12 protein-coding genes are annotated in these 15,544 nt (G+C 47.3%); 5 read left to right on the plus strand and 7 right to left on the minus strand.

The genetic code is table 11. The annotated features are described in order from the left end of the window. Window positions 1-14 precede the first annotated feature (14 nt). From udk to MHI14_RS28365, 4 genes are all read right to left on the minus strand, one after another. Complete coding sequence (udk, locus tag MHI14_RS28350; protein ID WP_036616377.1) at window positions 15-647, minus strand: uridine kinase; 633 nt, start codon at window positions 645-647, stop codon at window positions 15-17. A gap of 200 nt (window positions 648-847) precedes the next feature. Continuing rightward, window positions 848-1,429, minus strand: a complete 582-nt coding sequence (locus tag MHI14_RS28355) for a VanZ family protein (RefSeq protein ID WP_133387236.1) — start codon at window positions 1,427-1,429, stop codon at window positions 848-850. A 32-nt stretch (window positions 1,430-1,461) separates the two neighbouring features. Next, the gene (locus tag MHI14_RS28360) at window positions 1,462-2,586 is read right to left on the minus strand and encodes a DUF4179 domain-containing protein (RefSeq protein WP_289390873.1); all 1,125 of its coding nucleotides are present in this window, start codon (window positions 2,584-2,586) and stop codon (window positions 1,462-1,464) included. After that, complete coding sequence (locus tag MHI14_RS28365; protein ID WP_249913665.1) at window positions 2,570-3,106, minus strand: RNA polymerase sigma factor; 537 nt, start codon at window positions 3,104-3,106, stop codon at window positions 2,570-2,572. The genes MHI14_RS28360 and MHI14_RS28365 overlap by 17 nt, the downstream gene beginning before the upstream one ends. 329 nt (window positions 3,107-3,435) lie before the next feature. Here MHI14_RS28365 and MHI14_RS28370 point away from each other — a divergent pair, with 329 nt between their 5' ends. From MHI14_RS28370 to MHI14_RS28385, 4 genes are all read left to right on the plus strand, one after another. Continuing rightward, window positions 3,436-4,281 carry a PRD domain-containing protein gene (locus tag MHI14_RS28370; RefSeq protein ID WP_235200849.1) on the plus strand — a complete coding sequence of 282 codons (846 nt, stop codon included), beginning with the start codon at window positions 3,436-3,438 and terminating at the stop codon, window positions 4,279-4,281. A 138-nt stretch (window positions 4,282-4,419) separates the two neighbouring features. Beyond that, window positions 4,420-6,348 (plus strand): beta-glucoside-specific PTS transporter subunit IIABC, encoded by a 1,929-nt coding sequence (locus tag MHI14_RS28375; protein ID WP_341131840.1) that lies wholly within the window; start codon window positions 4,420-4,422, stop codon window positions 6,346-6,348. Between the two features lie 88 nt (window positions 6,349-6,436). Next, entirely contained in the window at window positions 6,437-7,894 is a 1,458-nt protein-coding gene (locus MHI14_RS28380; protein WP_341131841.1) for a glycoside hydrolase family 1 protein, read from the plus strand. 6 nt (window positions 7,895-7,900) lie between these two features. Then, a complete protein-coding gene (locus tag MHI14_RS28385; RefSeq protein ID WP_341131842.1) occupies window positions 7,901-8,860 on the plus strand; it encodes a 2-keto-3-deoxygluconate permease in 960 nt (319 codons plus the stop codon). Window positions 8,861-8,963: 103 nt separating this feature from the next. Here the strand turns inward: MHI14_RS28385 and MHI14_RS28390 are convergent, their stop codons facing one another. After that, complete coding sequence (locus MHI14_RS28390; protein WP_341131843.1) at window positions 8,964-9,647, minus strand: type 1 glutamine amidotransferase domain-containing protein; 684 nt, start codon at window positions 9,645-9,647, stop codon at window positions 8,964-8,966. Between the two features lie 384 nt (window positions 9,648-10,031). On the opposite strand from MHI14_RS28390, the gene MHI14_RS28395 reads away from it, so the two are divergent. Next, a complete protein-coding gene (locus MHI14_RS28395; protein ID WP_133387230.1) occupies window positions 10,032-10,496 on the plus strand; it encodes a hypothetical protein in 465 nt (154 codons plus the stop codon). A 139-nt stretch (window positions 10,497-10,635) separates the two neighbouring features. Here the strand turns inward: MHI14_RS28395 and MHI14_RS28400 are convergent, their stop codons facing one another. Then, complete coding sequence (locus MHI14_RS28400; protein WP_341132034.1) at window positions 10,636-13,656, minus strand: DEAD/DEAH box helicase; 3,021 nt, start codon at window positions 13,654-13,656, stop codon at window positions 10,636-10,638. Window positions 13,657-13,661: 5 nt separating this feature from the next. Then, complete coding sequence (locus tag MHI14_RS28405; RefSeq protein WP_253504981.1) at window positions 13,662-15,437, minus strand: SWIM zinc finger family protein; 1,776 nt, start codon at window positions 15,435-15,437, stop codon at window positions 13,662-13,664. Window positions 15,438-15,544 lie beyond the last annotated feature (107 nt).

The following is a 15,544-nucleotide window of genomic DNA, read 5'->3' on the forward strand; positions in this document are numbered from 1 at the left end:
TGCTTTGAAACAAACTAAGCGCCGTTCCAATTTTCCCCGGTGAGGTATTTCTCGGTGAGGATGGATAACATCTGAATACCTACTTCATTATGTCCGCCTTCTGGAATAATGATATCAGCATACTTTTTGGATGGCTCGATAAAAGCATCGTGCATTGGTTTTACCGTTTCGAGATATTGTTTGTATACGGATTGGATCGTGCGTCCGCGCTCTTCAATATCCCGCAGGACTCTCCTTAGAATCCGAACATCAGAATCAGTATCAACAAATACTTTGATGTCCATCAGACTGCGAAGATGTTCATCAATCAGCACATGCAATCCTTCTACAATGACAATATGGTTCGGTGCCAGTTCAACCGTCTCATTGGCAGCACGGTTATCTATGGTGAAGTCATATACGGGAGCATACGCCGCTTGGCCTTTTTTCAACAGGGTGAGATGCTCAATCAACAGATCATTATCGAATGCAAACGGGTGATCGTAATTGGTGAGTCGGCGTTGCTCAGGTGTGAGCTGCGACTGGTCTTTGTAATAATTGTCTTGGGATATAAAAGTAACTTTAGCTGATCCCAGACGGTCTATGACGGAGCGAGCTACCGTCGTTTTACCGGAGCCGGTTCCTCCGGCGATACCAATAATGAGCATGGTTGTTCCATAAGCCTCCCTAAAATGGCAGCATGATGAATGGATAAAAGCCCATCAGAAATCCTTCGTTCATGGCCTTTATCCACATGTCTGTCTCTGAATACACAATTCTTTCATTGTACCATAGCACACGACTTTTTTCATCTTGGTGTATGGACCATGTTTTGCCTTCAAGGGGGTTATGCATGCTAATATTCATTTTACTGTATATCTTTGGATGATACTCCCCGTGGTGACTCCCGCAGCGTCATGAGGCGCTGTCCGATGGAACTTTTTGTGAACAGATTTAGGATGACAAAACCAAGTACACTTCCCGTTGTATTGGCTATTATATCGTTCAGATCAGTACTGCGACCGTTGCCCAAGGTTACTCGGAGCAGCAACTGTGTTATTTCAATGAGGATACTTACAGCCAATCCCGCTAATGCTGCTGTTCGCTTCGAATGAATCCAAGGCTTTATGAAAGGAAGTATGAACCCCAGTGGCATAAACAGCACGATGTTTAGGAGAAAGCTAGGTGCATCCGCGGTCAGGAGCGGAATCCATTGAATGCTTTGATACCATGGAGTCTGATTGGCATAGATTCCGATGTTCACGTCGATAGGGAAGAATACAAAATGCATAACGCCCAACATATATATGGCAAATGCGAGCATCGACACATACTGTCTGACCGTATACCTGGTTTTACTCACCCTGGCGTGGAGCATCAGGGCGAGCAGGACCAGAACGAATAATGGGCCAAGTACGATAGGAGATGAGATTGAATATTGGATGGACATGAAATGACCCCTTCATAAGGAAATGAGATCAGCTATTGAAGCTGAATCTTCATTTCCATTCCCTTGATGAATTGTGTGTCTTTAACCTCTTCAGCGAAGTCATCCTTGATCTCGAAAGGTTTCACTATCAGGTATTTCACATCCTTGGCTGTTGTGGCATATATGCGTTCCGATTTCAGTTCGTTACCCTCGTATGTGCCCTCGCCGCTAAGTGAGGTCAGTTGCCGCCCCTGATCATCATAGACGGCAAATCCGATGTGACTCAGCTTTTCCTGCTCTTTTGCCGTAAGAGTACTCTTATCGTTCAAACTGATAACAGTAGTTAGACGAGTAGTGACAGGGGTAACCAAAGCTTCCGTAACAGCAGCAGTATACAGATCGTTGGTCATGGCTGTGTTAGGCAGAACCTGATGAATGTTTTCTGTTGATTTGGCAAAAGGAACCGTAAGCTCGAACTCATGATCGATGCCCTGCAACGTCAATTGAACTTGAGCATCAAACTGATCCGGCCAATGTGCCGTTCCCTGATCGGAGGAAATGACCTGCTCAAAGAGCAGTGTATCTGGCTGCGTTTCTCCTACCGAACTATAGAACAGTCCGCTATTCGGAAGAGACCCGTCGACTTTGAAAAAGACATTCTCAATTCCGCTACTCAGTTTCACGATGTCCTTGCCATTGTCATATTCGCCTTGATTCAGATTAGGCGCAGTGAAATGAACCAGAAACGCAGCACGGGTACCATCATATACCGCTTCAAGCACTTCCAGCTTCACATCCTGGTAAGCGACCTTGCTGTTAACAGGGGTAGTCAAGCCTTCGTTGCCCGCCGTTCGCAGACCCATATCGGCTTCTATCGAGCTGAAGAGGCTACCCACGAGTGGGATATTGCGCAAGGAGGCAGCCATGGCCGGTGATACAAAGCCGGATGCAAATACGGTCACGCCCAATACTCCGGCTGCAATCGTCGCAGCTGCAGCCTTGTGCCATCGCTTGTTCTGGCGACTGGAGCGCAAAGTCTGTTTGGTTTTCAATGTGTCTGGCGACGCCGGCAGAGATTCCAGCGTGGCATCAATCCGGTTACGAACGAGTTCAGACATCAGAGGACGCTCCTTCGCTTGGTTCTTTAATTCCTGATCGATATTAAACGGGTTTGACATGTAAGTTTACCTCCCGAAAATTTTTGAATTTCTGATATAACTCCTGCCTTGCCCGAGTAAGTCTCATTTTCACTGCACTTTCGGAAATATTCAGGGCATCGGCGACTTGACGGAGAGACAGGTCTTCAAAATAATGCAAAACGACAACAATTCGTTTCGATTCCTCCAGACGGTCCACCGCTTCACGCATATCGACCTCATCGTAAGGACTGGAATGCTCCCGCTTTTCTGAAGGTACTTCCGCATAAGCGGTGGAGAGAGAGCGGCGGGACAGCATCGTGTTGCATTCATTGAGGAGGATGCGAAACAGCCAGGTTTTGAAATACCGGGGTTCCCGGAGTGTATGCAACGATTTGTATGCGTTCAGGATTGTCTCCTGAATGGCATCGGCCACGTCCTCCTCTTTTCGCAGCATGGATTTTGCCGTATTGTACAAGGAGTTTTCAATGTCTCGAATAAGCCGGATAAAGGCTTCACGATCTCCTTGGATGGCCTGGTTAACGAGATCGGTTGAACCCATGGATAACAGCTCCTTTCGTATTGGAGGGATGAAGCCAGCACTTGGCTGGTTTTTATATGAATTAGACTGGCGAGTAGGGCATATGGTCACATTTTCTTTTTATAGTTTTAAAAAAGGGCGTTGTTATATATGACGTATCGGGTCTCTACGTTCCCTTCAATGATAAGAGTGGCTGATTTTTCCCTAAGATTGGATGATTGACTTTTTCAAAAACAGCACTATAATAAACTTATATTCATAACACGGACTGTTACTGGGGAAACCAGGCATGACCGAATTCGATTGCTTTACTGTAATCGCTTTCGGTCTTTTTTTATTTTTGTTGGGGGGTGAGAACATTGAAGGTTATCAAGAAAGTAAACAATAACGTGGCCATCGCTATTAATGAACATAACGAAGAGGTTTTTGTCGTAGGTAAGGGTGTAGGATTTCTGAAAACGCCCTATGAGCTGACGGAGACGGACTTGGTGGAGAAAATATTCGTAGCACCAAAGAACATCCGTATGTATGACCTGCTGAACAGTATTCCAATTGAGGATATTTATCTTGCTGAGGAAGTCATCAAGCTGGGCAGTCAGATCTTGAATAAAACATTTAACCCGAATCTGCTTCTCACCCTGTCCGACCATATCAGTTTTGCATTAACCCGAACCAGAGAAGGCATCCGTATCAAAAATCCGCTGGAATGGGAAGTGCGGACACTCTATCCGGACGAGACCCGGGTGGGGGAGGCTGCGCTGAAGCTGATTCAGGAAAAAACGGATATCGCTCTGCCAACAGCCGAAACAACACTGATTGCTCTGCATTTTGTTAATGCACAGGTGGGCTCTGGAGAGATGACGGATACCACCAAGGTAACCACAGTTACGGGCGAGATCCTGTCTGTGATTAAATATGCGCTCAAAATTGATTTTCAAGAAGACTCCATTCACTTTATGCGATTTGCCACACATATCCGATATTTCATTCTGAGGCAGATGAGCGGTAAATCGCTCAAAGACGAGAATGAATCTCTGTTCCTGATGGTGAAGGAGAAGTTTCCGAAAGAACTCGCTTGTGTGGAGAAGATTGCTGATTTCCTGAAAAATAATTATGGCTGGACCTGTTCCGATGATGAAAAATTATACTTGATTCTGCATATCCAACGATTGATTTCGAATGAACCAACGGAATGAACTAGTGAAGGAACTAACCGAATAATCCATATTGGACTGTTACTGATTCGATCAGGCATGACCAAGCGTAGGGAATGACGATTCCCCGGCTTGGTCATTTTTTATATATCCAATTTATTCATGTAGAGGAGAAGGGTCATGAACAACAAAGATTTGGCTAAAAACGTACTTGATCTCGTTGGCGGCGAGCAAAATATATCGGGTCTGACACACTGTGCAACCCGTTTGAGATTCGTATTAAAGGATGATAACAAAGCAGACCTCAAGGCGTTGGATCAGCTCGAAGGCGTGCTCAAGGCACAAAATTCCGGTGGACAGGTTCAGGTTGTTATCGGTGCCAAAGTAGACGCGGTATACAGTGAAGTGAAGAATTTAACTTCTGACAAGATTGGCGAGCTTACGGAGTCTACAGACAGTGGACCGAAAAAGAGACGTAACCCCGTCAATGTAGTGCTTGAAACCATCGCAGGTATATTCACACCTGTTCTGCCAGCACTTGTTGGTTGCGGGATGATCAAGTGTTTGGCTACCGTTATAACTGCCATGGGTTACCTGGAAGGCTCCGGTTTCCTGACGATCATTAACATGATCGGGGACTGCATTTTCTACTTCATGCCATTCTTCCTGGCTGTTAGTGCAGCAAATCGTTTCAAAACCAATCCCTACTTGGCGGTAGCTCTTGCTGCGGGACTAATGCATCCAACCATTTTGAACGCTGCGGCTCAGATTGCTGAGACGGGTGTAAACAGTATTGATTTTCTCGGCATGCCGATTCTGTTGATGAAATATTCCTCTTCCGTCATTCCAATCATTTTGGCGGTATGGATTATGAGTTATGTGTATCCGATCGTCAATCGAGTGATTCCCAAGTTTCTGCAGGTCCTGCTTACCCCAATGATTGTTTTGTTTATTATGATTCCAGTGGAACTAATCGTGCTTGGCCCAGTAGGATCATATATCGGTGACTGGTTGACCAATGGTATCAACTCATTGTTCTCAACCGCAGGTGTTCTTGCTGGTGCGATTCTTGGATTTTTCAAACCGATCATGGTCATGTTTGGTATGCACTATGCCATCATGCCAATTCAGGTTCAACAAGTGGCTACATTGGGTGCAACCGTGCTGTTACCAACAGCACTGGCAGCAAATTTGGCACAGGCTGGAGCAGCCTTCGGTGTGTTTGTCCTAACGAAGAGTAAAACGATGAAATCAGCGGCTGCTTCGAGTGGATTCACCGCGTTGTTCGGGATTACCGAGCCGGCGATCTATGGTGTAACGCTAAAATACAAACGTCCGTTTTTCGCAGGTTGCCTGGCAGGTGGATTAGTCGGTGGATTCTACAGCTTGGTGCATACAACAGCGAATGCAATTTCACTTCCAGGTGTATTGGCAATTGGCACGTATACATCTGATCGTTACATGTATGTTGTTATTGGTTGTATTGCCGCAGTTGTACTCGGGTTTGTGTTCACGCTGTTGGCTGGCATCAAGGAAGATACAGATGGAAATAAATCGAAGCAGCAAGCTACGAATAAAGTAAATAGCAATCAGGCGGCAGTTGCAACGGACACTACTCCGGAGTCAGTGCCATCACAGACATCCACATCTTCTGACATGCTTATCGTTAGTCCAATGACAGGGGAGATCAAACCGATCTCTGAGGTGGAAGATCAGGCATTTGCCCAAGAGTTGATGGGTAAAGGCATTGCAATCGTTCCGACAGATGGCAAGGTATACGCTCCATTTGACGGAGTAGTCGAAGCACTTTATCGCACTAAGCATGCCATCGGATTGAAAGCTGCGAATGGTGTCGAGATTCTGATTCATATCGGAGTGGATACCGTCAGTTTGAAAGGCAAATATTTTAACGCCCATATCGAGCAGGGACAGACAATCAAGGCCGGGGATTTATTGGTGGATTTTGATCCGGAGGGCATTACTTCAGCGGGCTACAACACCATTACGTCCATTGTCGTTACCAACATGCAACAGTACGGAGACGTGTTGACTACAGCGACCAGCGGCCCGATCCGAGAGAGTGGACCTTTGATTAAGCTGATTCCGTAAGAACTGCTCATCTTTTCATTAAGCTACAAGTTACAAGCTAGATGGTCTTAATAAGACTTAATAACACGTAATAACAGGAGGAACTAAAATGACAAATTCCAATTTTCCAAAAGGTTTTTTATGGGGCGGTGCACTGTCTGCCTGTCAGGCCGAGGGAGCTTATAATGTGGACGGCAAGAGTCTGACCATCCCAGAAGTGATGAAATTTAACGAGAAGAACGATCGCAAAGTGACCAAGCAGATCAGAGTGAATTGGGAGATGATTGAAGAGGCCAGGAATGACCCGGATACCGTGAAATATCCGAAGCGCCGGGGGATCGATTTTTATCATAACTTCCGTGAGGATATCGCTTTATTTGCCGAGATGGGATTCAAAGTCTTCCGTTATTCCATTTCATGGGCCAGAGTATTTCCAGGTGGCGACGATGCCGCTCCAAACGAAAAGGCACTAGAGTTCTATGATCAGGTTATTGATGAATGTCTAAAACATGGTATGGAGCCCCTGATCACCATCAGTCACTTTGATACGCCAATTGTACTGATGGACAAGTTCGGAGGATGGTATAACCGCAAATTGATCGATCTGTATGTGAACTATTGTGATGTGTTGTTCAATCGCTACAAGGGCAAAGTGAAATATTGGGTGACGTTCAACGAGATCAACATGAGCGTGAAAGCATCGGCCAAAACGCTGGGAATCATTGATTATGATGCTCCGAATTATGAGGAAATGCTGTTCCAGGGGCTGCATCATCAATTTGTAGCTGCGTCCAGAGCAACTAAGATGGCCCATGAGATTGATCCGAATAACCAGATCGGAAGTATGGTGGCATATTTTACAACGTATCCATACACATGCAAGCCGGAGGATGCCCTTCAGATGCAACAGGATGATCAGATGAAAAATCAATTCTATCTCGATGTGCTTAATAAAGGCGAGTACCCTTACTATAGTAAAACGTATTTCAAAAACAAGGAGATCCAGTTGAACATCGAGGACGGCGATTTGGATAGCATTCGTGCACATACGGCTGATTTTGTGGGGATGTCGTATTACAACTCCATGATCTCCAGTAGTGATACCGAACAACTTGAATTAACAGCCGGGAACGTACACAGTGTCTACAAAAACCCGCATTTGCCTGCAAACGAGTGGGGGTGGCAGATTGATCCAATCGGCCTGCGATATACGCTGAATCTCGTTTATGATCGGTATCAAAAACCAGTCTTCATTCTGGAGAACAGCTCAGGCTTCTACGACAAGCTGAATGAGGACGGAACGATCAACGATCCATACCGGATTGATTTCCTGAGCAAACATATCGAACAGATGGGACTCGCCATTGCTGATGGGGTCGAGGTGTTGGGATACACGATGTGGGGGCCAATCGACATGATCAGTTCAGGGACTTCCGAGATGAGCAAACGGTACGGATTTATCTACGTCGATCAGGACGACTATGGCAATGGTACGCTGAAAAGATATCGTAAGGATTCCTTCTTCTGGTATCAGAATGTGATCCGTACCAACGGAGCAGAACTGTAACGCACCATGAACATTCTGGGTCGTATCAAAAAAATACCCGGCGGCTTGCTGATTGTTCCTATGCTGGCCGCTGCGGTCATCAACACGGTGTTTCCATCGTTTTTTCAGATCGGAGATCCAACGACAGCACTGTTCACATCGAAAGGTACCATGGTGCTGATCGGCATGATTTTACTGATATCAGGAACACAACTCAACTTGTCACAGCTTCTGGTGACCTTGAAGAGAGCAGGGGTGCTCTGTATCTCCCGTATCTTCATCAGCTGCCTGTTCGGCTGGGCGTTTGTACACTTTTTTGGCATAAGTGGGGTCGGAGGAGTTTCTGCGGTAGCTTTCATCGCCGTTCTGACCAGTTGTAATCCGGGATTATATCTGGCCTTGATGAACACGTACGGAGATGATGTGGATCGTGCTGCGTTTGGCATTCTGAATCTGATCGCCGTACCGGTTATTCCGGTTATGATATTAAATTCGGCGAGTGGTGTTGGTATTGATTATCTCAGTGTACTTGCTACGCTAGTACCTTTCTTGATCGGGATACTGCTTGGTAACCTGGATAGCAACATCCAGAAGATGTTCGCTCCGGGAACACTGATTCTGCTGCCTTTCCTGGGTACCAGCTTCGGGTCCAATATTGATCTGCGTATTGCATTTCAATCCAGTCTATCCGGTTTGCTGGTCACGGTATTATTTTTGCTGATCTGCATGCTACCGCTCATTGGGATCGATCGTGCGATACTAAGACGGCCCGGTTACGCAGCGGCTGCGACATGTTCGGTTGCTGGATTGTCCATGGTGGTGCCTTCGATGGCTGCCGGGTTCAATCCGGCGTATGCGCCATATGTGGACACAGCTATCGCTCAGATTGCCTTTGCTGTGATCCTGACGTCGGTGACCGTGCCTTATATCGTGAAGCGCTTGGCTGGAGGAACAACGACGGAAGCTTCTGCATCAACAAATCACTAGAAAAAACAGCACGTGTTCTGTCAGGTCATGACGGATCACGTGCTGTTTTGCTTTATACATCTATATGATCTCCTGGGGGAGGAGGGGGATAGATCGGTTTATTTTACAGACCCAGCAATTGTTTAACACTTTCGGCTACAGCTTTGCTGGATTGCGGATTCTGTCCTGTGACCACGCGGCCATCTGTTGTGACATAAGAGCTGAAGGCAGCCGCTTTATCGTATTGTGCAGCGCGTTCTCTCAAAGCATCTTCCAACAGGAATGGAACATACTCGGTTTGTTGAGCCAATGCTTCTTCTTCATTCGTGAAGCCGGAAACGGTTTTGTCGTTGATCAAAAGCAGGCCATTGGACAGCTTCACATTCAACAGGGCTGTAACCCCGTGGCACACGCCGGATACAACGCCGCCTTTTTCATAGATTTCACGAGAAAGCTCTTGAAGTTCGGCATTGTCCGGGAAATCCCACATTGTACCGTGACCGCCTGTGAAGTAGATTGCATCGTAGTCACGTGCATTCACTTCGCTAGGTTTCAACGTATTTTTCAATTGGTTCATGAACGTTTCATTCTCGAAATAGGCTTTGGTGCTCTCATCGAGCGAGTCGCCCAGACTTTTCGGATCAAGAGGTACGTTCCCACCTTTAGGGCTAACCAGATCGATTTGAACATTGTCATTATGGTCAAACTCTTCAATAAAGTGAGTCGCTTCGCTCAGCCACAAGCCAGTAGGCTCGTCCTTCGTTGCGTATTGATCTACATTTGTTAGAACAACCAGTATCTTTTTCATATAAAAAACCTCCCGTAAAATATATAACATCAATTTATATTAAATAATACAAAATTAAATTGTGTAAAATATATTATTAAATATAACATAACCATTTTTCAAAGTAAAATCATGAACGTATCATCGATCTCCAATGTGACTTTCAAGCGTAGGAGTAAAGAACAATCTAGTCGTAGTAAATATGCCCGTAAGAATGCACTTTTACTTATAATGCCCTGTTTATTTTACTCATATTGTAAGCGGAGGTAGGCGTGTGTAAGGGATCTCGAAATTAATTCAAATTTGAAGTTAATTTGATTGAACAACTAGTACTTTTGATTTAGAATGACGGAAGATACCAACAAAAAACTGGTACATATTACATATGGACTCGGAGGAACAGTCATGAAACGTTCAGGTAAATTTTTCGCTTCATCCGTAGTTGCTGCTGTCGCTGCAGTATCTATCGTCTCTTCAGCTTCAGCGAGCACAGTTTCCGTCTCCAACATCTCTGGCGTAACACCTATCAACTTTAGCAATATGGATATCGAAACAGCTTTGATGATGGTCCAACAAGAACGTACCAAATTACTGGATGCACAATTGCAAACGCAAATCCAGGAGGTGCAGAACCGTAATCAACAGATCGCGGATTTGAACGCTCAATTGCAGATAGCCCAGCAAAATGGGGATGAAGCAGCTGTTCAAAAGCTTAAAGGCCAAATTGATGCAGCGAGCAACTCCCAACAGATGGACATGCTTCGTCTGCAATCCATGTCCAACAAGCGCAATGAAGCGTTTGATGTTATGACGAACTTTATCAAAAAAATGCAGGATTCAAGATCATCCATCATCGGTAACATGCGCTAAGAACGGATGATTAACTGCAACAATACAAAAAGAGCGAAGCCGGGATTTACTTTCCGAAACTTCGCTCTTTTTGTGTTTCTTATTTATTTGATTTCTCTGAAATCTGATTTTTGGCCTGTACTGTAAATCTTCTATCAAGTTAGCCCGACCAGTCACGACGCCGAGTGAACAGGTCTTTCAGCTCATCCGTCGACAATTCGGTAATCCAGTTCTCGGAGCTTGTGATGATGTTATCGCTGAGCTGCTGTTTGCTCTCCAACATCTCGTCGATCCGCTCCTCCAATGTGCCAAGAGAGATGAACTTATGCACCTGAACATCCTTGGTCTGACCCATCCGATAAGCCCGGTCGGTGGCTTGATTCTCAACAGCCGGGTTCCACCAGCGGTCAAAATGGAAGACATGATTGGCTGCGGTCAGATTCAACCCGACACCGCCAGCCTTAATGGACAGAATAAAGACCGATGGTTGCTTATCCTCAGGCAATGTACGGGATTGGAATTCCTCAATCATACGATCCCTTGCTGTCTTGGATGTGCCCCCGTGCAGGTAAAGCACAGGCTCTTGCAACTCCTGACGCAGTACCTGTTGCAGCATCTGTCCCATACCGATATATTGGGTGAAAATCAGGCATCGCTCGCCCTCGTCCCGCAATTCTCGGACAAGCTCCATCAGTCGTTCCAGCTTTGCGGAGCGGCTGATCAGCATCGCCATATCCTGCGGGCTGTACACGTCATAAGCAGATGTCAGTGCACCGTCTTCCGGCAGTTCCTCCGGCAAAGCTTCTTTCGTTAACAGCAGAGGGTGATCACACAACTGTTTAAGCTGGGTTAACGCCGATAGAATTGCACCTTTGCGCTTGATGCCTTCCAACTCTTTCATTTTATCCATCAGGGCCTGCACGGATTGGTCATACAATGCACTTTGTTCGCCCGTAAGGTGAATGTAAGTTTTCATCTCGTTTTTGTCCGGCAGATCAAGCTGGATATTGGGATCTTTTTTCTTTCGGCGCAGCATGAACGGCTTCACGAGCTGTTGCAGATCCTGCATGCGCTGTTCATCTTTATCTTTTTCAATGGCACTGATGAAGCGAGTCTGGAATGCCCGGGCGTTGCCCAGATATCCTGGATTGATAAAGTCATAGATCGACCACAGCTCGGACAACCGATTCTCGATCGGCGTACCTGTCATGGCAATGCGGTGTTTCGCCGGGAAACTGCGGACAGCCAGCGACTGTTTGGTCTGGGCGTTTTTGATATTCTGCGCTTCATCGAGACAGATGCATGCCCAGGTATAGGTTTGTAACATCTCCTGATCCAGTGTAGCCGTAGCAAAGGACGTGATAATAATATCCACCTGCTCGGTCTGCTCCCGGAATTCTTCTCCACTTAATCGGCGTGCGCCATAATGCAGACTGACATTAATGGAGGGTGCGAAGCGGCTAATTTCCTTTTGCCAGTTGCCCAGTACGGAAGTTGGGCAGATCAGAAGTACCGGGGCTTGTCCCGGCTTACGTGGTTCATGATCCTTGATGTGTAACAGATACGTGATGAACTGAATGGTTTTCCCGAGACCCATATCATCGGCAAGACATGCCCCAAGTCCGAATCTGCGCAGGAAACCAAGCCATGCAAAACCTTCCTTCTGATACGATCGCAGCTCGGCATGAAGCCCTGTAGGAATGGGCAGGGAAGGCGCACCGCCTTGTCCGCCCCCCAGTTGTGCAATGACCCGGTTCAGGTGTTCGTTAAGTTCAACTTCCAGCCGAATGTTCTCATTAGCCTGTGGTTGCTCTTCCTCTTCGGCTTGTTGTCCTTCCTTCCATTTCTGGTTGCGGTATTCCCGTTGCTCATTATGCAGCAGATGCAGGTGCAGAATATCCTGAAATGAGAGTCCCTGTTCCCGGTCTACACCGCCCATGGCACGACGTATCTGTTCCAGCAGGTCGGGGTCGAGAGGAACCCATTCTCCGCGGAAGCGAACCAGTCGTTCATTACGGGCAACAAGGTCGGCAAATTCATCTTCGCTAAGATCCGTGTCACCAATCGCAATTCGCCAGTCAAAATGAATAATCGAGTCCAGTCCGAAGAACGACTGTCCCCGCTCACTGCCTTCCTCCGGCTGCACCTTAGCACGCAGCTTTGGTTTCTTCTTACGGGCTGCTTCCCACCAACCAGGCAGCAGAACTTGCCAGCCCGCTGCGAGCAACCGCCCGCTATCCTGCGTCAGGAACTGCCAGGCTTCCTGATCTCCCAAAGGATCACTCAGCACATCGCGTCTACCGCTAATGGAGCTTCCAAGACGCGGTAGATGTGCGCGAAGCTGATCCAACCATCCGGCGGAGCGATCCAGAATGAACGGTGTCCATACCTCTGGCCATTCGCCTTCAAGTCTGCCCCGTGAATCCAGCATAACGGGCACCAATACGGCGGCATCCAGCTTGTTCTGCAATACCAGTCGCAGCCGCCAAGATGGCTCATCCTCGTCTGGCTCCTGCAATTGCAGCATGGGTCTGAATGGGGCGGCATCTGCTTTCCAGCCAATGGATACGAGCCAGGACTGAGCGTCCATCCCTGCTGTCTTGGGTAGAGTGCCGCGCTCTGGGAACAACTGCGGGAATTCACGCCGCAGATCGGTTGCCGCTTCCTCCGAACTGTACCAGCGCTGGAACACAAAGGCGGAGTAGGCTGCCCCAAGTCCTTCGGCATAACTCTCGTCTGTCTGTTGAATCGCTTTGGTAAGCGATGCCCGATCCTGCTTTTTCAAGCTGTCCGGGTCCCACGTCCACTGAAGCTGTCCTGCACGGTAGGCTTCAAAGCTGGGCACGTATTTGCGTTTCTCAATGGAGGCTGCGAGTGCTGGTGCCAGTCGAATCAGATGTTCCGCTTGCTCGTCCCACTTCCATTCAATATGAAGCAGGGTATGCATCTCGGCAAAGAAGGGGATCACTTCTTCCGCAGGCAGAACAACCAGCTCAATCTCCTCAATCTGCCGAACTTCCAGTTCGGTACCGTAGAAGGAAGGCGCATGCCAAGCGAACAATCGCTGCTTAAGTGACTGTCCTGATACAAAGTGGTGTGTGTTGAGTGCTCCGTAAAACAATGCATCGCCATATCCGGTTAAAGCGACGTGAACCTCAATCGTTTCAGTGTAAGGATGAATTAAGCTCATGAGATCAGTTTACCTTTCCGAAGCTCTTCCTGCAGGGCGCGCAGCCGACTGTTACGAACGGCGAGTGTAGTGATGAATTGCTCCCAGTGCGCTTCTTGCTTCAACTTTTTATAGATTTTGGACAGACGTTTCAGCAGTTTCACCGCTGCTTTGTATCCGTCCCTGTTTTTGTGTCCGATATAACGCTCCACTGCCTGATGATAGAAGGGAAGCAGCAGCTCAGGTGCATCTTTTTCGATCGGTTGCAGCATCGCTACGCGGAATTCGAGAGGTTCTGTTCCCGTACTCAGCTGAAAATCAATCCATCTGCGCCACTGTCCACGCGAATGCATGGCATCCTCGTAGGCGGGACGGGAGTGGGGAAGCATACTGACAAGCGTGTCCCACATGCGGTTCTCTGCATCGGGCAGATGTTGAATGGCCGTATCCCACAGATGCATGTAATCATTCAGAGGTGTATTACGCCGATTCGCCAGAAGGGGGCCAAGTTGTACCAACCAATCCCCAAGCCTTTTCCATTCAGCCGAATCTGCGAGTACATGGAGAAAATGCAACAGTTGTTCTGGCGGGAAACCGTAGGCCGAACTTCCATGGATGAGTCGCTGCCATGCCTGATCATCCTGCCCCAGATGGAAGTGCATCCAGCTCTGCGCGAGTACGAGTGGTAAAGGCAGTGTCACTGCTTTGCTTGATCTTTCACTACTACTTCCATTACTCTGAGCAATACTCAAGACACTTCCACCTGACTGGGAAGGTGGCGAAGATAGGGTTATATTGTGCTCTATATCATTTAAGATAACCTGTTCCGACGCTAACATGTCCCGCGACCCCTGAAGTTCAGGCACAATCCAGTTCAACCACAGTTGTCGATAGATCGGAGTGAAGAACATCATGCTGGCTGTCTCAGGCATCATCTGTTTGCGTAAATAAGCCGAGGTTTCAGACAGTCTGTTCCAAAGTTGTTCAAGCTTGTTTCCCTTTAGACCCGACAGGTCTAGTGGATGGTTAAAGATCCGTTCAATGTCTTTCTGAAGTGCATCCACCGCGAGCTGGGCAGGGTAGCTCAAGTACACGGGGGTATGCGTGATGGAGTTACGGGCCGGAGGCACGCAGAATCGGATGAGGTGCAGCTGCACATGTAGTTCAAAAAGCTGGTCCATCGCAGCGTTCAGCCTTGGCTTAATGGCATACAGCTCGTCCGTTGCTTCCTGTACGTAGGATGTGCTTGCTGTGCCGGTACCCAGCCGTCTCAGACAGGAGTGGAATAACTCATGCCATTCCGAGATTTCGAGATCGGCAAGCTCTGTTGCACGCTCCTTGATCTGGCTGTATTGGTTGTCGGGAAAGTCCATATCCTGTTGTTCATCGGCATCTGTATAGCTGGATAGTCCTGCGGACATGGCCCCGACAGGTTTGGTCGTTTGTTTGAGCGCAGTACTGGAGTGCGCATTCACAATCGCATGCACAGGTCGCTCCAGTTGCTCGGCATAACTCATCAAGACAGCCGTCATATGTTTGCATACGGAACTCACCGGGCAGGTACAATGACTTGTAGTAAGGGATTGCATGCTCAATGTTACTTCGTACTCTTCCGATCCTTGTACAACGGCCGAAATCCCTTGTTGTTCTGAATAGGTTAATGGTCCGACACGTTTTTGTTTATAATATTGGAATCCGCGCATGATCGTCAGGTTGTTAAAATGCTCTGCAACTTCCCGAATTAATTGTTGCCACTGCGCATCATCCATCCTCATGTTATTGGGTATGTTCATCATTCCATCTCCTGGGGTAAACATAAGTTCAGTAATCACCACGTCTATGACGTGATGTTGTAAATTTGTTGTATCCATCATATCAGTTATGAGCCAATCCGTGCATG

It is taken from the genome of Paenibacillus sp. FSL K6-2393 (assembly GCF_038002545.1).
Lineage (GTDB): Bacteria > Bacillota > Bacilli > Paenibacillales > Paenibacillaceae > Paenibacillus.